We start from the raw sequence: 14,877 nt of genomic DNA, 5'->3' as shown, positions 1-14,877 counted from the left end.
GATACTTTTTATATTGAAGTATTATCAGGTATTACGGAATTTTTTACTATAACGTATATTCCGCCGACAACATGATAGAAACCGTAGTCGCCGTCGGGAGGTGTTTGGTCCATACCTATGGATACGTTATTTCCTATACGCACATTTTTGTCTATTATTGCAGAACGTATGCGGCAATGATTTCCTATACCTAAGCCGGGGCTTCCTTCTTTTAGTCGGGTTTCCTTTTCTTCATGTGTTTCGTAATAGTCCGCCCCCATGCAGATAGAATCTTCTACAAAGCTGCCTGTTTCTATGATTGACCTGACCCCTATTACGGAATGATTTATTGTGGAATTCGTTATGACACAGCCTTCGCTGCAGATAGATCTGCTCAAGTGTGCATAGTTTACCTTTGATGGAGGTAGATTTCTGTTATGGGTGTATATTGGCCTTTCAGCATCATAAAAGTCGAATTTAGGTGTTATTTCCGTCAGGTCAAGCGTTGCATCATAAAAAGACTTGATGGTTCCTATGTCGGACCAATATCCGTTATGAGGGAAGGCAGAAACCTTATATTTTCCGTTTATGGCGGCAGGAATTACTTCTTTTCCGAAATCGGTATGATCACTGTCTAAACATTCTTCCATAATCTTCGCACTGAAAATATAAATACCCATGGAAGCCAGATATTGTTTATTGGGATCATTCGGTTTGATAAGAGACTTTTCGGGAATTTTCCAATCATCTATGTTTTTGTCGGCTCCCGGTTTTTCCATAAACTCGGTAATTAAAGAATCCGAATTAACCTTCATAATACCGAAACCTGATGCATCCTCTCGTGTGACCGGAGTACAGGCTACGGTAATATCGGATTCCGATTCTTTATGAAAATTTAAAAACTTTTTTAAATCCATGCGGTAGAGTTGATCGCCTGCAAGGATTAAATAATGGGATGGATTTTGATGCCGAAAATGATGAAGGTTTTTTCTTATGGAGTCGGCCGTTCCTTCATACCAGCCCGTATTGTCGAAAGTTTGCTCGGCTGCAAGAATTTCTACAAATCCGTTTGAAAACGTATCAAAAGTGTAGGCTTTTGCAATGTGAATATGCAAAGAAGCCGAGTTAAATTGTGTTACAATATAAATATTCCTAAAGCCGGAATTTATACAATTGGAAAGAGGTATATCGATAATTCGATGCTTGCCTCCAAAAGGTACAGCCGGTTTAGATCTATGCATGGTAAGCGGATAAAGACGTGTTCCTTTTCCGCCTCCCAATATTATGGAAAGAACTTTTGACATAGGCATCCCTCCTTGCCTAATATTATATAATGCTTTTTAAAATTTTACCAGACTAATCTATTGATTTATTAATTCTTTATAAATTCTTTCTACTTTTTTTGCAAAATTGGCAGACGAAAAGTCCTCGGCTATCTTAAATGCTTCTTTTGCATAACTTTGAATTTCTTCTTTGTTGTTTAATGCGAATTTAATGTTGTCCAAAAGTTCATCGTTTTCCTTAAATAATAAGCCTGTCTTTTTGTGCAAGACGAGTCCTTTGATATTTGTGTCGTCATATACCAAAACGGGAACTCCTGCGGCCATTGCTTCTAGAATTGTTAGGCCCTGTGTTTCAGTTTTTGATGGGCTTATAAATAAATCGGCAGCTTTGTAATATATAGGAACCTTGTCGTTTGGGATTCTATTTGTAAATATTACATTATCTTGTAAATCTAAGTATCTTACCCTTTCTTCAAGCTCTAACCTATCAGGCCCGTCACCTACAATGATAAGTTGGATATTGTTATTTTCGCTTACTATTTTCGGCATTATATTAATTAAAGTTTCAATATTTTTTTCTTTTGATATTCTTCCTAAAAATATAAGTTTAAATGAATCTTTTTTTATGTTAAAAGATTTTAGTAAGCTATTCGTTTCGGCATCGGGAATATCTTTTTTAAATTTCTCAAGATTTATTCCTGTAGGTACTACATAAATTTTATTTTTTACTCCATAACTTATGAGAAGGTCCCTTGTTTTTTCTGTGGGTGCTATAACTCCTGAAAAATGGGCAATATAACGTTTTGAGAGCTTTCTTACTACTTTTTTTAAAGGGCTTTTGCCGAAATTGGAAATATAGTGGGTATATTCTTCATAGACAGTATGATATGTGTGTATGCAGGGAATATTTAGATCTTTTGCAATGAAAGTACCGAAGTTGCCCATAGAAAATTCCGTTTGAGTATGTACTATATCGAAATTTAAAGCCTTTACTTTATTGTATGCCTTTGTATGTTTTAAAAATAATCCTATTCTGAATTCGGACCATTTAAAGAAAGGGATTGAAGGAATACGGATAATATGTTTTTCATCCTCATCCTTAAAATTGGGAAATGTGGTTGTGATTATATAAACTTCATGGTTAAGCTTTTCCAGCTCTTTTTGTAAGTTCATCGTAGAGGTTACAACTCCGTTTATTTGAGGATAATAACAATCGGTAAAAATTCCAATTTTCATTTTATATAGCTCCAATCAAAATTTATCATATGCGGTTTTATTTTATCACAAATATTTTTCTTTGCCAACAGCTTTAGCAATACTGTTGAAACACAGTGATAAAGTCCCCTTGTAAGCACCGTTAAAATGTCCCCATAATAAATTGTGGAGATGACGGTGATGGAAGAAAAATTAAATATGGGAAAAAAGGAAAGAACAAGGGGAAAAATACTGGCAATGGTAGTAGAGCGTCAAATAACCTTAAAACAAGCAGCCATAAAAATGCAGGTATGTTACAGACAAGCAAAGCGTATTTACAAAAGGTATTTGGAACAAGGAGATAAAGGTCTTTTGCATAAAAGTCTAGGAAAACCTTCCTCAAAAAGAGTCGATGAAAATATAAAGAAAAAATGCTTGGAACTGTACGCTGAAAAATATCATGATTTTGGTCCTACTCTGGCAGCAGAAAAACTTGAAGAACTTGATGGGATAAAAATAAATCATGAAACGCTTAGGCGATTACTAATCAAAGCAGGTCTTTGGAGTAGAAAACGGCGAAGGAACATTCATCGAAGTAGAAGAGAAAGAAGAGAATGTTTTGGACAGATGCTTCAATTTGACGGAAGTCATCATAAATGGTTTGAGCAAAGAGGACCTAAATGCTGTTTAATGAATATAGTCGATGATGCAACAGGAATGACACAGTCGTTTTTGACGGAACAAGAGACAACGGAAGCTGCTATGAGGCTTTTATGGGGCTGGATAGACTGTCATGGGATACCTCAAGCGGTATGTTGTGATAAAAAAAATGCTTATGTTATTACACGGGAGCCAACTATGTCAGAAATAATAAAAAATGTAAGGCCTAAAACCCCGTTTCAAAAAGCTTGTGAAAAACTTGGAATACAAATAATAGTGGCTCATTCGGCTCAATCTAAAGGCCGTGTAGAAAGGAATCATAGTGTTTATCAAGACAGATTTGTAAAAGAATTACGCCTTGCAAAAATAAATACTATTGAAAAGGCTAATGCTTTTTTACAAAAAGAGTATTTACCGAAAATAAATAAAAAGTTCGCCATTGCACCTTTAGACTCACAAGATGGGCATGCTCCTTGTCCAAGTAAAGAACAGCTTGCTAATATTTTCTGCTATGAAGAACAAAGGGTTGTAAGTAATGATTTTGTTATCAGGTATGAAAACAGACTTTTTCAAATAACAAAATCGAACCGTAATATACCGAGACCTAAAACAAACATATTGTTAAGAGAACTCTTGGATGGAACCATAAAACTAATATGGAACAACAAAGAGCTTGATTTCTTAGAAATAACTAAAGAGTATCTTAAGGAGGTAAAATTATCATAACCGGCATAACAAAAGGGGACATTTCTATGGTGCTAAAACAGGGGACATTTCTATGGTGTATTGACAAACAGCTTTAGCAATACTTGACATAAACTTTAAGACCAACTAAACTAATCTAAAGTATGAGCGGTTTTGATAGGCGGATCATTATCCTTATTTTTCTTTTTCTAAGTGCTCACTCTATCTCATCCGAAGAAGGAAAAACTTCATTTAGTTTTTCTGTTTCTCCGTCGCTTATAGCAGGTTCGGGATTCGAGTATGTCTTTAGCACTGACTCACATATTAGAAGCAAGCTTGATTGGCCTCTTTTGCCTGCCGGAGGCCTTACTGCCGATACCGAGTTTAAGCTTAAAAACGGATTGTACTTTTCTTTTATTTCTTCATTTATAATCCCCGCATATTCGGGACAAATTTTTGATTATGACTATCTTAATCCCTATGATTCTTCAATGCTGACCCATTTTTCGGAGCATAAGGCCTATGTTAAAAAGGGCTTGGATTTAAATCTGAATATCGGCTTTATGAAACTTCTTGTTGAGTATAAAACCTCTTCGAATAAAAAAATAAGAGTCTCTTGTGCTCCATCCATAGGAATAAGGTATATTTTAAATGCGTGGGATGCCATGGACGGTTACACCAAGTATCCTCCCGATACAAATCCTCCAAGTCCTGTTTTACCTGATACTCCTACCATTTCCGTTGCAGGACTCGGAATAAGTTATAAACAAAGCTTTATTTTACCAAGTGTAGGAGTTCTATTTAGATTTGAGCTTCCAAGGGAGTGGAAGATTGATTTATCTACTCAGCTTTGCCCGAGTGCTATTGGGTTTGCAGAGGATTTCCATTATAAAAGAGAGGATGGCGGCTTAAAATTTGTAGATGTTTTTACAAAGAAAAATCTGTCTTTTTATTTATACCTTTCGGCAGAAAAAAGACTTTCAAAGCATTTTTCTTTTTTTTCTTCCATTGATTACACCTCGATTACAGCCTACCATGGAAAGCTTTTTACTTATTATTTAAAATCAGGAATATTGAAAAGCAGCTCATCTACCGGTTCGGTTGGCGCTGCCTTATATTCTACCCGTATCAATTTAGGCTTTATATTTCATATAGTAAAATAGATTTTTCAGATGATTTTAAATAAAAAACCCAAGCTCCCTTTATGGAAGCTTGGGAAAAATTATTTTAGGAGGTTCTATGTTTTACCAACTTTCTTGGCGTAAGACATAATCATTAAAAGAGTTTAACTCAAGCACTCTTTTTACTTTTTCAAGTTCATGAGGCCTAATGCCGTACAAAACAACCCTTGTAGTGGTTTCCGTTTTTTCATAGGCGGGTTCAAAACCTATTTTTCTTAATTTTATGACAAGCCTTAGGGCATTTTCTTCACGCTTAAATGACCCCAGCTGAATTCTCCATAAAACACCCTCTGTTTCCGAAGCCTTGGCAGGCATATAAACAAGGTTTTTATTTTTTGTGCTGTCGGTTAAAGCTTGAAAGTCCTGTTCTTTTGTTTTTACCAAGTCCTTTGCTCTGCTGCTTGTTTCTTCCGTTTTTACGGGAGTCTTTTCCTGATTGACAGGCTTTTCTGACGTTTCGGTACTTGTAAAAGAACCCATATTGTTAGGATCTATTCTTCTTAGGCTTACCCTTACAACTCCATAGGATAGCATATCCAAGGCAGCGGCGGCAGCCTTCGAAACATCTATTTCACGGTTACCAACAAAGGGGCCTCTATCATTTATTCTTACGATGACCTTTCTTCCGTTCTCTAGGTTGGTAACTTCAACAAGAGTTCCGAACGGAAGAGTTTTATGAGCCGCAGTGTAAGCATTCATATCGAATATTTCCCCGTTTGCAGTCGGCCTTCCGTTAAAGGCTTCTCCGTAGTACGAAGCATAAGTTTCCTCGCTTATAATTTCTCCCTGTGCAGTTAAAAAAAGCATAAAGGATAAGAACAAAATTAACATAAGGATTGTTTTTTTCATTTAATTCCTCCCGAATTAAAATCTTATATATTCAGTATCGGAATAAAAAAAAAGAAGATTAGAAAAAAAAGCCTTAAACCGATTAAGTTTAAGGCTTTTGTGCTGAAGACGGGAATTGAACCCGTACGGCATTACTGCCAAGGGATTTTAAGTCCCTAGTGTCTACCTATTCCACCACTTCAGCGGATGTGGTATACTATCATAAATTTTAAAGGTGGTCAAGATGTTTTCCGATTCTCATGCACATTTTTTTATGATTTTTAAACGAAATGAAGGCGATGCTTCATTTTTACATACAATGATGGAACGCAAATTCAGGTTTGCCATGGATATAGGTACTCAACCGGCAGATTTAAAAGAAAGACAAAAATTTATTTCGGATATTTTTGAAGGTAAAATACAAGGGCAAGAGACCGTGCATTTGCCTGAGCGTTTCCCCGATTTTATGCATTTTGCGGCGGGACTTTGGCCCCATGCCGAAAGCATTGCCGAGCCTGAAAAGGCTCTTGCGGCCTTAAAAACCGATATCGATACTCTTTTTTTACAAAAAGCCGAAGCGGAAAAGACTAATCCGGGTAAGCCCTTTTATTGCGGCCTTGGAGAATGCGGACTTGACCGTTATTGGAACGGCCCTGCTGCCGAAAAAAGGGGAGCGGGTAGCCAAGCTGATGATGAAAAAGGCACAAGCGATATAGAAGGGGAGGAGTTTCTTTTTAAAGAGCAGTTAAAAATTGCAAAAGAAAAAAATCTTTCAGTGATAGTTCATTCAAGGGATGCTTATGAAGATACCCTAAAATGTATTGATGAGGTAGGCTATCACAAGGGAATAATCCACTGCTATTCTTACGGGCTTAAAGAGGCATATTCCTTTTTGGAAAGGGGTTGGTATATTTCCTTTCCCGGAAACATAACCTACGCTAAAAAGCAGGCCGATAGGGATAGGATTGCAGAGCTTGTAAGGGCGATTCATGCCGATAAGCTCTTGCTTGAAACGGATGCCCCGTATTTAGCTCCCGTTCCTTTTAGGGGAAAGATAAATACTCCTCTTTTAATAGAATACACCTATGCCGCCGTTTCCGAAATTTTAGATAAATCCATGGAAGCTTTGGCAGAACAAATTTATCAAAACTGCTGTTCTTGTTTTTTGGTAAAGTAGGATAGGGAATCTCTAAAAACTCGATTGGTTTTTAGAGGTTCCGTATAGTTTAAAAAAAGGTTCTTTACAGTAAAAAGGCTGTCCGCCCGTATGGGAGCCCCTTGTGGGAGGTCCCTTATGGGGAACAGCCTTTTGTTTTACTTAAAAAGTCTTAAGTTTTACTGCTTAATCAAAATAAATTCGACTCGGCGGTTTTTCCACCAATTGTCCCTGTCATTAAGAGAGGCAACGGGTTTGGAGCTTCCCATTCCTATAGAAGAAAGACGGGAGCTTTTAAGGCCTTCCTTTATAAGGAATTGACGGACAGCCTCTGCCCTTTGTTTTGATAGGGGGAGGAGGGCTGTTGTTTCTTCTTTTTCAGTACCTGTCGTAGTATTGGCATGTCCTTCAACCTGAACTTGATATTCCGGGAATTTATTGAGGATAACGGCAATACGTTTTAAAATACTTTTATTCTTATCGACGATGGCCTTATCGAGGCCTTCAAAGTCGGCTGCATTTGCCCTAAATATAATCGAAGGTACGGCTATTTTAAGTTTATCCCCGTCCCTGATAACAAGAATATCTACCGGAATGTAACCCCTGTAAACCGAGGTGAGGCCTACCTTGTCGGTTACCGTAAAGGTAAAAGGATAATCCGTTGCAGACTGTACAGTTTCTCCTGAAAGAGAGCGGCCGTCCCAGATAAGTTCATTAGTTATCTTTTCTTTTCCGCCGGTTTTCCAGAAAAGCTTTCCGCCGTTTTCTTCCGGTTCGGTGATTTCAAACTTCCAGTTTTCGATGCCGGCCTTTGAATCGGCTTTTAGGCTTATGTAGAGGTCATCATCGGTTCCGTCATTATCGGGGCTGAAATATTTAGGCTTTGTGCTTACGCCGATCTTAGGCGCCTGAGTTGAAAGGATAAAGTCTTCGGTAAAGGCTGTTACGATATCGCCTTTTTTGTACTCTATGTACATAGTTGCCATATACCTGCCGTCGGGAGCCTTTGAGTTTCCGCTCTTGCCGTCCCATACAAGTTTTTTAAGAAGTTTTCCGTCCTTTTTGGAAGTCCATTCGGCAAAAACCTTACCGCTTTCCACATCCGAAATCTGAATATTCCAGTTGTCTATTTCGGCATCAATATTTGTAAGCACCGAAATATTTTGAACATCTTTTATTCCGTTACCTGTAGGAGAAAATACCTTGTGTTCGGCGGTTATATAACCCTTGGCTTGACGGCGGTCCACGATGATTCCTTCAAGTTTTTGAACGGTCTTGTTTCCTGCCTCGTCTTCAGCCTCTACGACATAGGTATACTTTTCATCGGGGGCCTTATTGCCCTTATCGTCATCTGCTTCCCATATAAAATTATCTGCCTTGTTTTTCCATTTTAGGGTTTTTACAGTTTTATTTTTAGAATCGACAAAGCGTCCTACCCATTCTTTTTCGGAAGAAGAAATTTGACCTATGGGAAGGTTTGGCTTGTTGTTTCCTTCAACGGGAGAAAAGGCCAAATAGGGAGCGGAAATTTGAATTTCAGGATAAACGGTGTCTATCGTTATCGATGAAATAATTGATTTTGCCTTGTTTTTGTTTGCAAGCTCTACTTCAAATTCCGCAGAGTATATTCCGTCAGGAACGCCTTCAGAGGCTGTTCCATTTTTTTCTGAAGAGGAAATTTTATCAAGTTCTCCGTTCCAAGTTATTTTCTTTGGAGGAGTATTGCCCTTGTAGGCTTTAACAAGTTTGCCCTTTGAGTCCTTAATGTTAAGAGTAAATGAGCTGACAGCTGTTTTTGATTTTACTACAGGATAGAATTCCATGCTGTCCTTTACCCCGTCATTATTGGGAGAAAAGGCCGTATAATTTGATTGGAGAATTATATCCGCTTTTTCGGTATTGAGCTCTACAAGCACGGGATTGGAGAGGGCTTCGTTTTGAGCCTCATCAATTCCTCTTAATACATAGATGTACTTACCGTCTTCGGCAAAGCTGCCGTCGGTCTTTCTTCCGTTCCATTCAAATTGAGGAGGCAGCTTGTCCCCAAGGCTGCTTGTAAAAATAGGCGTACCGCTGATTGCATTTCCGCTTGAGGCTTTATAGATTTCCGCCGTCCATCTGCCGGGTTTTTCTTCCTTGTGAGTAAAGATAATGCTGTCCAGTTCTCCGTCGCCGTCGGGAGAAAATAGTTTTTGGTTTGTACTTGCTTCAGCCTTGGGCGGTGTAATGTCCAAGTTAAAAGAGGGCGTTTGAGTTGAAGGCTTATGCCCGTTTATATACCTTGCGGAAATAAAGGCCTTGTATGTACCCTCAGGCAAGAGCTTCCCAGTTTCGTCCTTTCCGTCAAAACTTTTGGTTTCTATCTTTGAGGGGCTTCCCATATATGTTTTTACGGTTGCACCTGTTTGATTTTTTACTTCAATCTTCCATTCTTCAAGTCCCTTGGTAATCGGAATAGAAGGAATAAAGCTTATCTTATTGTTTGAGCTGCTTACCGGCGAAAAGGCATTTTTATCTATACTTATGTTGATCGAGGGCTTGTAGGTATCTACAATGATGTTTGAAAGGCTTGATACGGTTTTATTTTTTGCCCTGTCGGTAGATTCGATTTTATAGCTGTAAACTCCGTCGGGCACAAAAATTCCCGAATCGTCTTTTCCGTCCCAGCTTAAAGGAGTAAGTTCATTATTTTTAACCTCTATTTTTTTTACGACCTTGCCTTGGGCATCGCTTATGCTTGCCGTCCAAAGGTCTTCATTTGAACCCTTATTGTCGAAAACAAAGACATCCTTGTTTCCGTCCCCGTCAGGACTGAAGATGAGGGCTTCTTGGTTTTGAGGTTTATTAAATGTAAGAGCGGGAGGAGTTTTATCCACATAGGCTGTGTAAACTTGAGATTCCGATTTATTTTTATTATCGTCTTCGGCTCTTATTACAAAGCTGTATTTTCCGTCGGGGGCTATTTCTCCCGAATCGGTGCGTCCGTCCCAACGAAGGGTATCCGGCACTTCAACGCCTTCTTTGGATTTTCCTAAGAGTTTAAAAAATGAGGCTGCGTCTTTCATTTCGCGTAAAGGAGTTTTGTTCGAAATTGTGCGGACAGTGTTTCCTTTTTCATCCTTTATTTCGCAGCTCCAAGCCGTTATATATCTTTTGTCGGTAATTTTTAAGGGGATTTCCATTGCATCGTTTTCTCCGTCATTATTGGGAGAAAAGTACAGTGTGCCGTTTTCGGGCATTTCGGCTTGTATCTTAGGCCCTTCGTTGTCCTTTAGACCGAAGTGAACATTTACACCTCCGCCGAATGCCCAAATTCCGTTATGGAATGGTTTTGCTGCAAACTCGGGGCGGATTTCGTTTTCTTCCCAGCCGTTTTTCTTTAAAAAGGAATCATCTGCCCCTTTAGATTTAATCTTTATATTTACTCCTATGTTGAAGGAGGGGATAAATGTTTGTTTTTTATTAATTGCTTCAAGCGTGTTGATGACAAAGCCCGTTTTAAAGGATATCATATCGGCCATGAGCATGTGAAGTCCCGTATTAAAAATAAGATTTTGGAAAAAGGGAGCCGAGAGATCTGCGTGCATTCCGAGTTGAAAGCCGTCAATATCTACCAAGGTTGAAGCAAAGCCTAGCCTCGGAGTGAGTATTGCAGGACTGCCGCTTGAAGCTCCGCCCTTTATGCCTGTCGCTTTTGGGTTATAGGTTTTGCCGAGTCCCGTTATCGAAACGCCCAGCTTGGAGTTTTTTAAAAATCCGAGGTCTCCGAACATATAAAGAGCTCCGATATCGAGCCCGAGTCCCCAGTCCTTTCCGATATCGGCGTAGGCTCCGACACCTATTAAAAATTTATCGGTTAAATCCTTTGAATATGAAAAGCGTAAGCCTCCCATCGTTCCAAGTTTTAAGGAATTAAATTCCGAATTTAAAAAGTGAAGGCTTCCTGCAAGGTTTCCCCATCTAAAGGGGTAGAGGAGGCCTGCATTGACTGCATGACCCAAGCCTTTTTCTTCGCTGAGGCCCGCAATTAAAAAATAGGAAACATCGAGAATAGGCCTTTGTTCTGCCCCGCCTAAAGCAGGGTTTACGGCAAGGCTGCCAGGCACCGTGTCCCCGAAAGGCCCTCCCGTAACAGAGACTTGTCCTCCGGCAACCGAGGGGGATTGCAGCGCGGGCTTTTCTTCCCCTCCGGGCATGGGATCATAGGCAAAAACCGCCGATCCTATCATAAAAAAACATAAAACAAAAAAAACTTTCGCTTTTAAACCGAATTTTAAAAAAATCATATTGAGCTCCTTTAAAAGCAACTATAACTGCCCAGTAAAACATTTTTATAGGTAAAGTGTTACTTAAATTACCTTTTAAGCAAATTAAAATCAAGAAAGACCTAGAAAAGCTGAAGTTTTTCGAGGTCCCTTTATCTCTTATATATCGGCAAAAACTTATTTTTTTTATGGATATATGAGTCAAAAACTGTTATAATAATTAAGGGAATATGTTGTACCGCATATAGGAGAGAAAATTATGGATGGTTGGAAAAATTTTGTTGTTATGCTTAGTGGTTTTTTAGTTGCTGTAATTTTAAGTATATACCTAAGTAAATAATTATGGTATAATATTGATATATATGGTGGGCTGCCAATAAAAGTAGAGAGGTTGGAATAATATGATCTATGAAAAATTTAAAGAGAGAAAAAAATATATTTTTTTAATTACAGTTTATTTAGTGTTTAATTTTGTTATTATGCTTATAGTGTTTTTACGTATTTTACCAGGATACTCAAGTAAGTTATATATTCCTGTAAATGACAGTGATATATCCATATTGAAAATAGAGCCTGTTCTTCAAATGCTTGGAAAGTATGATAAAAATTATACTTTAAGTATTAATGGTTCAGAATTTGAATTTGGTTTGAATATGAAAAAAGTAAGAAAAATTCTTATGGCAACTTTAATAGTGTTTTTTATCCCGAATTTTACTTTTTTTGTTTTTTTACTATATACTTATATAAATAAAATAAAAGATTTTACTCGAAAGCAAAAAATAAAAATTATTTTTATTATAACTATTTATGTCATAATGAATATTATACTTTTCTTGTGGATAGATTCGTATTTTAATAAGCCAAAAAACTCGATAAGTTTTGTACCATTGAAGAAAGAAGCAGTTGTTATAGATTCAGTTCCTACTGAGATCACTGAAAGAGGCTGGTACAATTCACAATTAGCACAAACGATTTCAGGTGCTGAATATTATATTGCAATTAAGTTAATACGCGTGAAAGAAATTGTTTTAATATTTTTAAAAAGGTTTTATATATATAATTACATATATACAATTCTTTTAATTATATATATGGGATATGTCATTAACTTAAACAAAGAAAAAAAATACATGAATATGAAAATAACAGATGTCTTTTTTTACATTGGTTGTGTTCTTCTTTGTGTTTCACCTATGATAGTAAAAATAGGCAAAGAAGATGTTTTTTTATATACTATTTTTATCGAAACTCTTGGTATAGGGTGTATGCTTCCAAAAGTTTACTTAGACTGGAGATATGCTTATTATCTGGGGAAAAAGTCGACTTGGTTTTTTGTGAAATTATTCGTTTTATCCCTTATATTTATAGCAGCTGTACTAATGTTTACTAGAACTTTATTGAGTGGATTTTAAAAATTTTATGTGTTTAATTAAACTTGAATTTCTATCAGATTGGTTTAGAATATGAAAACAAAACTTTGTATTTATTCACAACCTAACTATCTCTCTCGGACAGCGATTGAAGCGGAAATCCTTTTTGCGGTGCGTTTAAGCAAAAAGCAAGCTCTGACCGGAGGAAAGAGCCTTGCCTGTGAAGAGAGATGCAGTAAAAAGATTGGAGCGGTATTGGTGCAGCAAGCCGATAGGCGCAGCTTCGAAGCAAGCGCGGTGCCGATACTTGTTTATTTTTATATCTTATGCAATAATAAAAGTTATAAGGAACCTTCGGGATTCTTAAGGGCAGAGCCCTTAAGCAGCAGTTTTGAAGATAGGAGGGTTGTAGGGGAGGGAAGAAACTTTTATCTGACAAAAGTGTCTTTCCTTCCCTAACCACAGCTCCGATAAATGATGAAGCGAAGAAACACAACGAGAACTTGCCGGGTATGGGAGGTATATACAACACGGTAAATTTACATGTTTATCATTATGCGGGGAATAACCCGATTAAGTATACCGATCCGGATGGAAAATGGTTTTTTATTGATGATTTACTTGTTTCAATTTTTGCAAAGTTAGAAGGCTTGCAAGATGAAGGAATATTTCAAGGAATGTGGATGTATTTTAAAGCATCATGGATGCATCCTATTGATTATGGAAAAGCATTTATTAAATTTGTAAAATTTATTTATGAAAAATATAAAGTGTTGAAAATTCCAATTAATAATAAATTAAAATTTTTTATTGATTGGGAAAAGAAAAGAATCGGTGTAAAAACACCGGATATAAAAGAAACTGAGATGAACATACCTGAATTTAAAATATTTGAAAATAATGATAAGGAGAATATGCAATGAAAAAAATAATTTTTGTTATTTTAGTGCCAATTGTTTTGTATGAGTTTATTTCTTGTAATTCTATTCCAAATAGTGAAATAACGGAGAAAGATAGTTTTATTATATATCAAATGAATCTTAGTAAATATGAAAGACAAATTGAGAAAGACCCCAATAATTATAAACTCTATTATGTGCGAGGTTATTATTACAGCTTATCCGGCTATTATGATTTAGCAATACATGATATAAACAGATCATTAAAAATAAATCCTAATTATGAAGAATCTATTTTACTGCGAGGTCTTATTTTTTATGCAATGATGAAATATAATGAAGCTATTGTAGATTTTTCTAGAGTGATAGAATTAATTCCCAATGATCCTAGAGCTTATAACAATAGATCGTCTTGTTATTTAGAATTTGGTGATTTCGAGAAAGCACTTTGTGATATTAATAGTGCAATAAAATTAGACCCGAAGGATTCTTTGCATTTTAAAAATAGAGGAGAGATATTTTATCGTCTGAAAGATTATGACAATGCTATTTTAAATTATACACAAGCATTAAAATTAAACCCGAGGGATTCCGATGCTTATTTTTCACGAGGTTTGTTTTATGAAACGATAAAAGATTATAATAGTGCATTATCCGATTATTATAAAGCCTTGAAGTTAAAATATCGTTCCAACGATATTTATTTTCATATAGGCCTTTCTTGTTATGCTTTAAAAGAATATGATAATGCAATAAATGCTTTTAATAAATATATTAAGATTAATAATACTGATGCTGAGGCTTATACATGGAGAGGTAGTATTTATTTTATATTGAAAAATTATGATAATTCGATAAAAGATTTGGATATGGCTATAAATTTAGGCGGCAGTAATGAAGTAGTATTTTATAATAAAGCCGTCGCTTTATACTCAAAAAATGAATTGAATGAGGCCATTGATTGTTTAGAAGAAGGTATAAATTTATTTCCTGATTATTATGATTTTTATCAAGTAAAAGCAAAAATTTATCGAAGTCTGTCTGAACAGACGAAGGATGAATATCAAAAAGGTATGTTTTTAAAGCTTGCAAATGACTGTGAAGTAGTTTATAATAGTAAAAAAAAATAATTGAGGTTAATATGTTTTTTGTAAATGATTTATACTTATTGTCTAATTATGTGCAGAAGGTTGGATAGATAAACAATGAATTTGTGCAAATAAAATATAGAAAATAAATTTTATGTAATAAGGCTCAAAGATAATAAATTATTGGTATATAATAAAATAAAGGAAAAAGAAACGGTGTATATATGTAGAAATAAAACTTTTTTAGACAATGTGGTATAACCCCGAGCTATTGCTAATGATTTTGTTAT

11 protein-coding genes and 1 tRNA gene are annotated in these 14,877 nt (G+C 36.3%); 7 read left to right on the top strand and 5 right to left on the bottom strand.

The window, feature by feature from the left end; genetic code table 11:
- Window positions 1-8: 8 nt before the first annotated feature.
- On the bottom strand, window positions 9-1,283 hold the full coding sequence (locus TDE_RS09640) for a glucose-1-phosphate adenylyltransferase (RefSeq protein WP_002674820.1): 1,275 nt from the start codon (window positions 1,281-1,283) through the stop codon (window positions 9-11).
- 57 nt (window positions 1,284-1,340) lie between these two features.
- Window positions 1,341-2,498, bottom strand: a complete 1,158-nt coding sequence (locus TDE_RS09635; RefSeq protein WP_002675474.1) for a glycosyltransferase family 4 protein — start codon at window positions 2,496-2,498, stop codon at window positions 1,341-1,343.
- Between the two features lie 159 nt (window positions 2,499-2,657).
- Between TDE_RS09635 and TDE_RS09630 the strand changes: the two genes are divergently transcribed.
- Together TDE_RS09630 and TDE_RS09625 are read left to right on the top strand one after the other, a co-directional pair.
- Window positions 2,658-3,842, top strand: a complete 1,185-nt coding sequence (locus TDE_RS09630) for an ISNCY-like element ISTde1 family transposase (RefSeq protein WP_002679811.1) — start codon at window positions 2,658-2,660, stop codon at window positions 3,840-3,842.
- Between the two features lie 122 nt (window positions 3,843-3,964).
- Window positions 3,965-4,963: an omptin family outer membrane protease gene (locus TDE_RS09625; RefSeq protein ID WP_002679810.1), complete on the top strand. Its 999-nt coding sequence runs from the start codon at window positions 3,965-3,967 to the stop codon at window positions 4,961-4,963.
- A gap of 81 nt (window positions 4,964-5,044) precedes the next feature.
- Here TDE_RS09625 and TDE_RS09620 read toward each other — a convergent pair whose 3' ends face one another.
- Together TDE_RS09620 and TDE_RS09615 are read right to left on the bottom strand one after the other, a co-directional pair.
- The gene (locus tag TDE_RS09620; RefSeq protein WP_002679809.1) at window positions 5,045-5,830 is read right to left on the bottom strand and encodes a septal ring lytic transglycosylase RlpA family protein; all 786 of its coding nucleotides are present in this window, start codon (window positions 5,828-5,830) and stop codon (window positions 5,045-5,047) included.
- Between the two features lie 100 nt (window positions 5,831-5,930).
- Window positions 5,931-6,014 (bottom strand) — tRNA-Leu (locus TDE_RS09615).
- A 39-nt stretch (window positions 6,015-6,053) separates the two neighbouring features.
- Here TDE_RS09615 and TDE_RS09610 point away from each other — a divergent pair.
- Window positions 6,054-6,986, top strand: a complete 933-nt coding sequence (locus TDE_RS09610; RefSeq protein ID WP_002679808.1) for a TatD family hydrolase — start codon at window positions 6,054-6,056, stop codon at window positions 6,984-6,986.
- 158 nt (window positions 6,987-7,144) lie between these two features.
- Here TDE_RS09610 and TDE_RS09605 read toward each other — a convergent pair whose 3' ends face one another.
- Window positions 7,145-11,251 (bottom strand): FlgD immunoglobulin-like domain containing protein, encoded by a 4,107-nt coding sequence (locus tag TDE_RS09605; RefSeq protein ID WP_164920602.1) that lies wholly within the window; start codon window positions 11,249-11,251, stop codon window positions 7,145-7,147.
- A 380-nt stretch (window positions 11,252-11,631) separates the two neighbouring features.
- On the opposite strand from TDE_RS09605, the gene TDE_RS09600 reads away from it, so the two are divergent.
- Genes TDE_RS09600 through TDE_RS09590 form a run of 4 tightly spaced genes read left to right on the top strand, consistent with a single transcriptional unit; the run spans window position 11,632 to window position 14,629 of the window.
- Complete coding sequence (locus TDE_RS09600; RefSeq protein WP_002679805.1) at window positions 11,632-12,642, top strand: hypothetical protein; 1,011 nt, start codon at window positions 11,632-11,634, stop codon at window positions 12,640-12,642.
- Between the two features lie 51 nt (window positions 12,643-12,693).
- Window positions 12,694-13,059, top strand: coding sequence for a hypothetical protein (locus TDE_RS13300; RefSeq protein ID WP_010957131.1), 366 nt, complete (start codon window positions 12,694-12,696; stop codon window positions 13,057-13,059).
- Window positions 13,060-13,112: 53 nt separating this feature from the next.
- Window positions 13,113-13,523: a hypothetical protein gene (locus TDE_RS13295; RefSeq protein WP_010957130.1), complete on the top strand. Its 411-nt coding sequence runs from the start codon at window positions 13,113-13,115 to the stop codon at window positions 13,521-13,523.
- Window positions 13,520-14,629, top strand: a complete 1,110-nt coding sequence (locus TDE_RS09590; protein ID WP_002679796.1) for a tetratricopeptide repeat protein — start codon at window positions 13,520-13,522, stop codon at window positions 14,627-14,629. Before TDE_RS13295 ends, TDE_RS09590 begins: the two co-directional genes overlap by 4 nt.
- Window positions 14,630-14,877: the final 248 nt, after the last annotated feature.

Origin of the sequence: Treponema denticola ATCC 35405, from assembly GCF_000008185.1 — a bacterium.
GTDB classification, from domain to species: domain Bacteria; phylum Spirochaetota; class Spirochaetia; order Treponematales; family Treponemataceae; genus Treponema_B; species Treponema_B denticola.
The sequence above is the reverse complement of the archived record's forward strand: the minus strand, read 5'-3'. Positions and strand labels throughout refer to the sequence as shown.

What these genes read in the sequence shown, in the direction of transcription:
- TDE_RS09640 (WP_002674820.1), bottom strand. Translation starts at nt 1,283, where the DNA reads ATGTCAAAAGTTCTTTCCATAATATTGGGAGGCGGAAAAGGAACACGT.
- TDE_RS09635 (WP_002675474.1), bottom strand. Translation starts at nt 2,498, where the DNA reads ATGAAAATTGGAATTTTTACCGATTGTTATTATCCTCAAATAAACGGA.
- TDE_RS09630 (WP_002679811.1), top strand. Translation starts at nt 2,658, where the DNA reads ATGGAAGAAAAATTAAATATGGGAAAAAAGGAAAGAACAAGGGGAAAA.
- TDE_RS09625 (WP_002679810.1), top strand. Translation starts at nt 3,965, where the DNA reads ATGAGCGGTTTTGATAGGCGGATCATTATCCTTATTTTTCTTTTTCTA.
- TDE_RS09620 (WP_002679809.1), bottom strand. Translation starts at nt 5,830, where the DNA reads ATGAAAAAAACAATCCTTATGTTAATTTTGTTCTTATCCTTTATGCTT.
- TDE_RS09610 (WP_002679808.1), top strand. Translation starts at nt 6,054, where the DNA reads ATGTTTTCCGATTCTCATGCACATTTTTTTATGATTTTTAAACGAAAT.
- TDE_RS09605 (WP_164920602.1), bottom strand. Translation starts at nt 11,251, where the DNA reads ATGATTTTTTTAAAATTCGGTTTAAAAGCGAAAGTTTTTTTTGTTTTA.
- TDE_RS09600 (WP_002679805.1), top strand. Translation starts at nt 11,632, where the DNA reads ATGATCTATGAAAAATTTAAAGAGAGAAAAAAATATATTTTTTTAATT.
- TDE_RS13300 (WP_010957131.1), top strand. Translation starts at nt 12,694, where the DNA reads ATGAAAACAAAACTTTGTATTTATTCACAACCTAACTATCTCTCTCGG.
- TDE_RS13295 (WP_010957130.1), top strand. Translation starts at nt 13,113, where the DNA reads ATGGGAGGTATATACAACACGGTAAATTTACATGTTTATCATTATGCG.
- TDE_RS09590 (WP_002679796.1), top strand. Translation starts at nt 13,520, where the DNA reads ATGAAAAAAATAATTTTTGTTATTTTAGTGCCAATTGTTTTGTATGAG.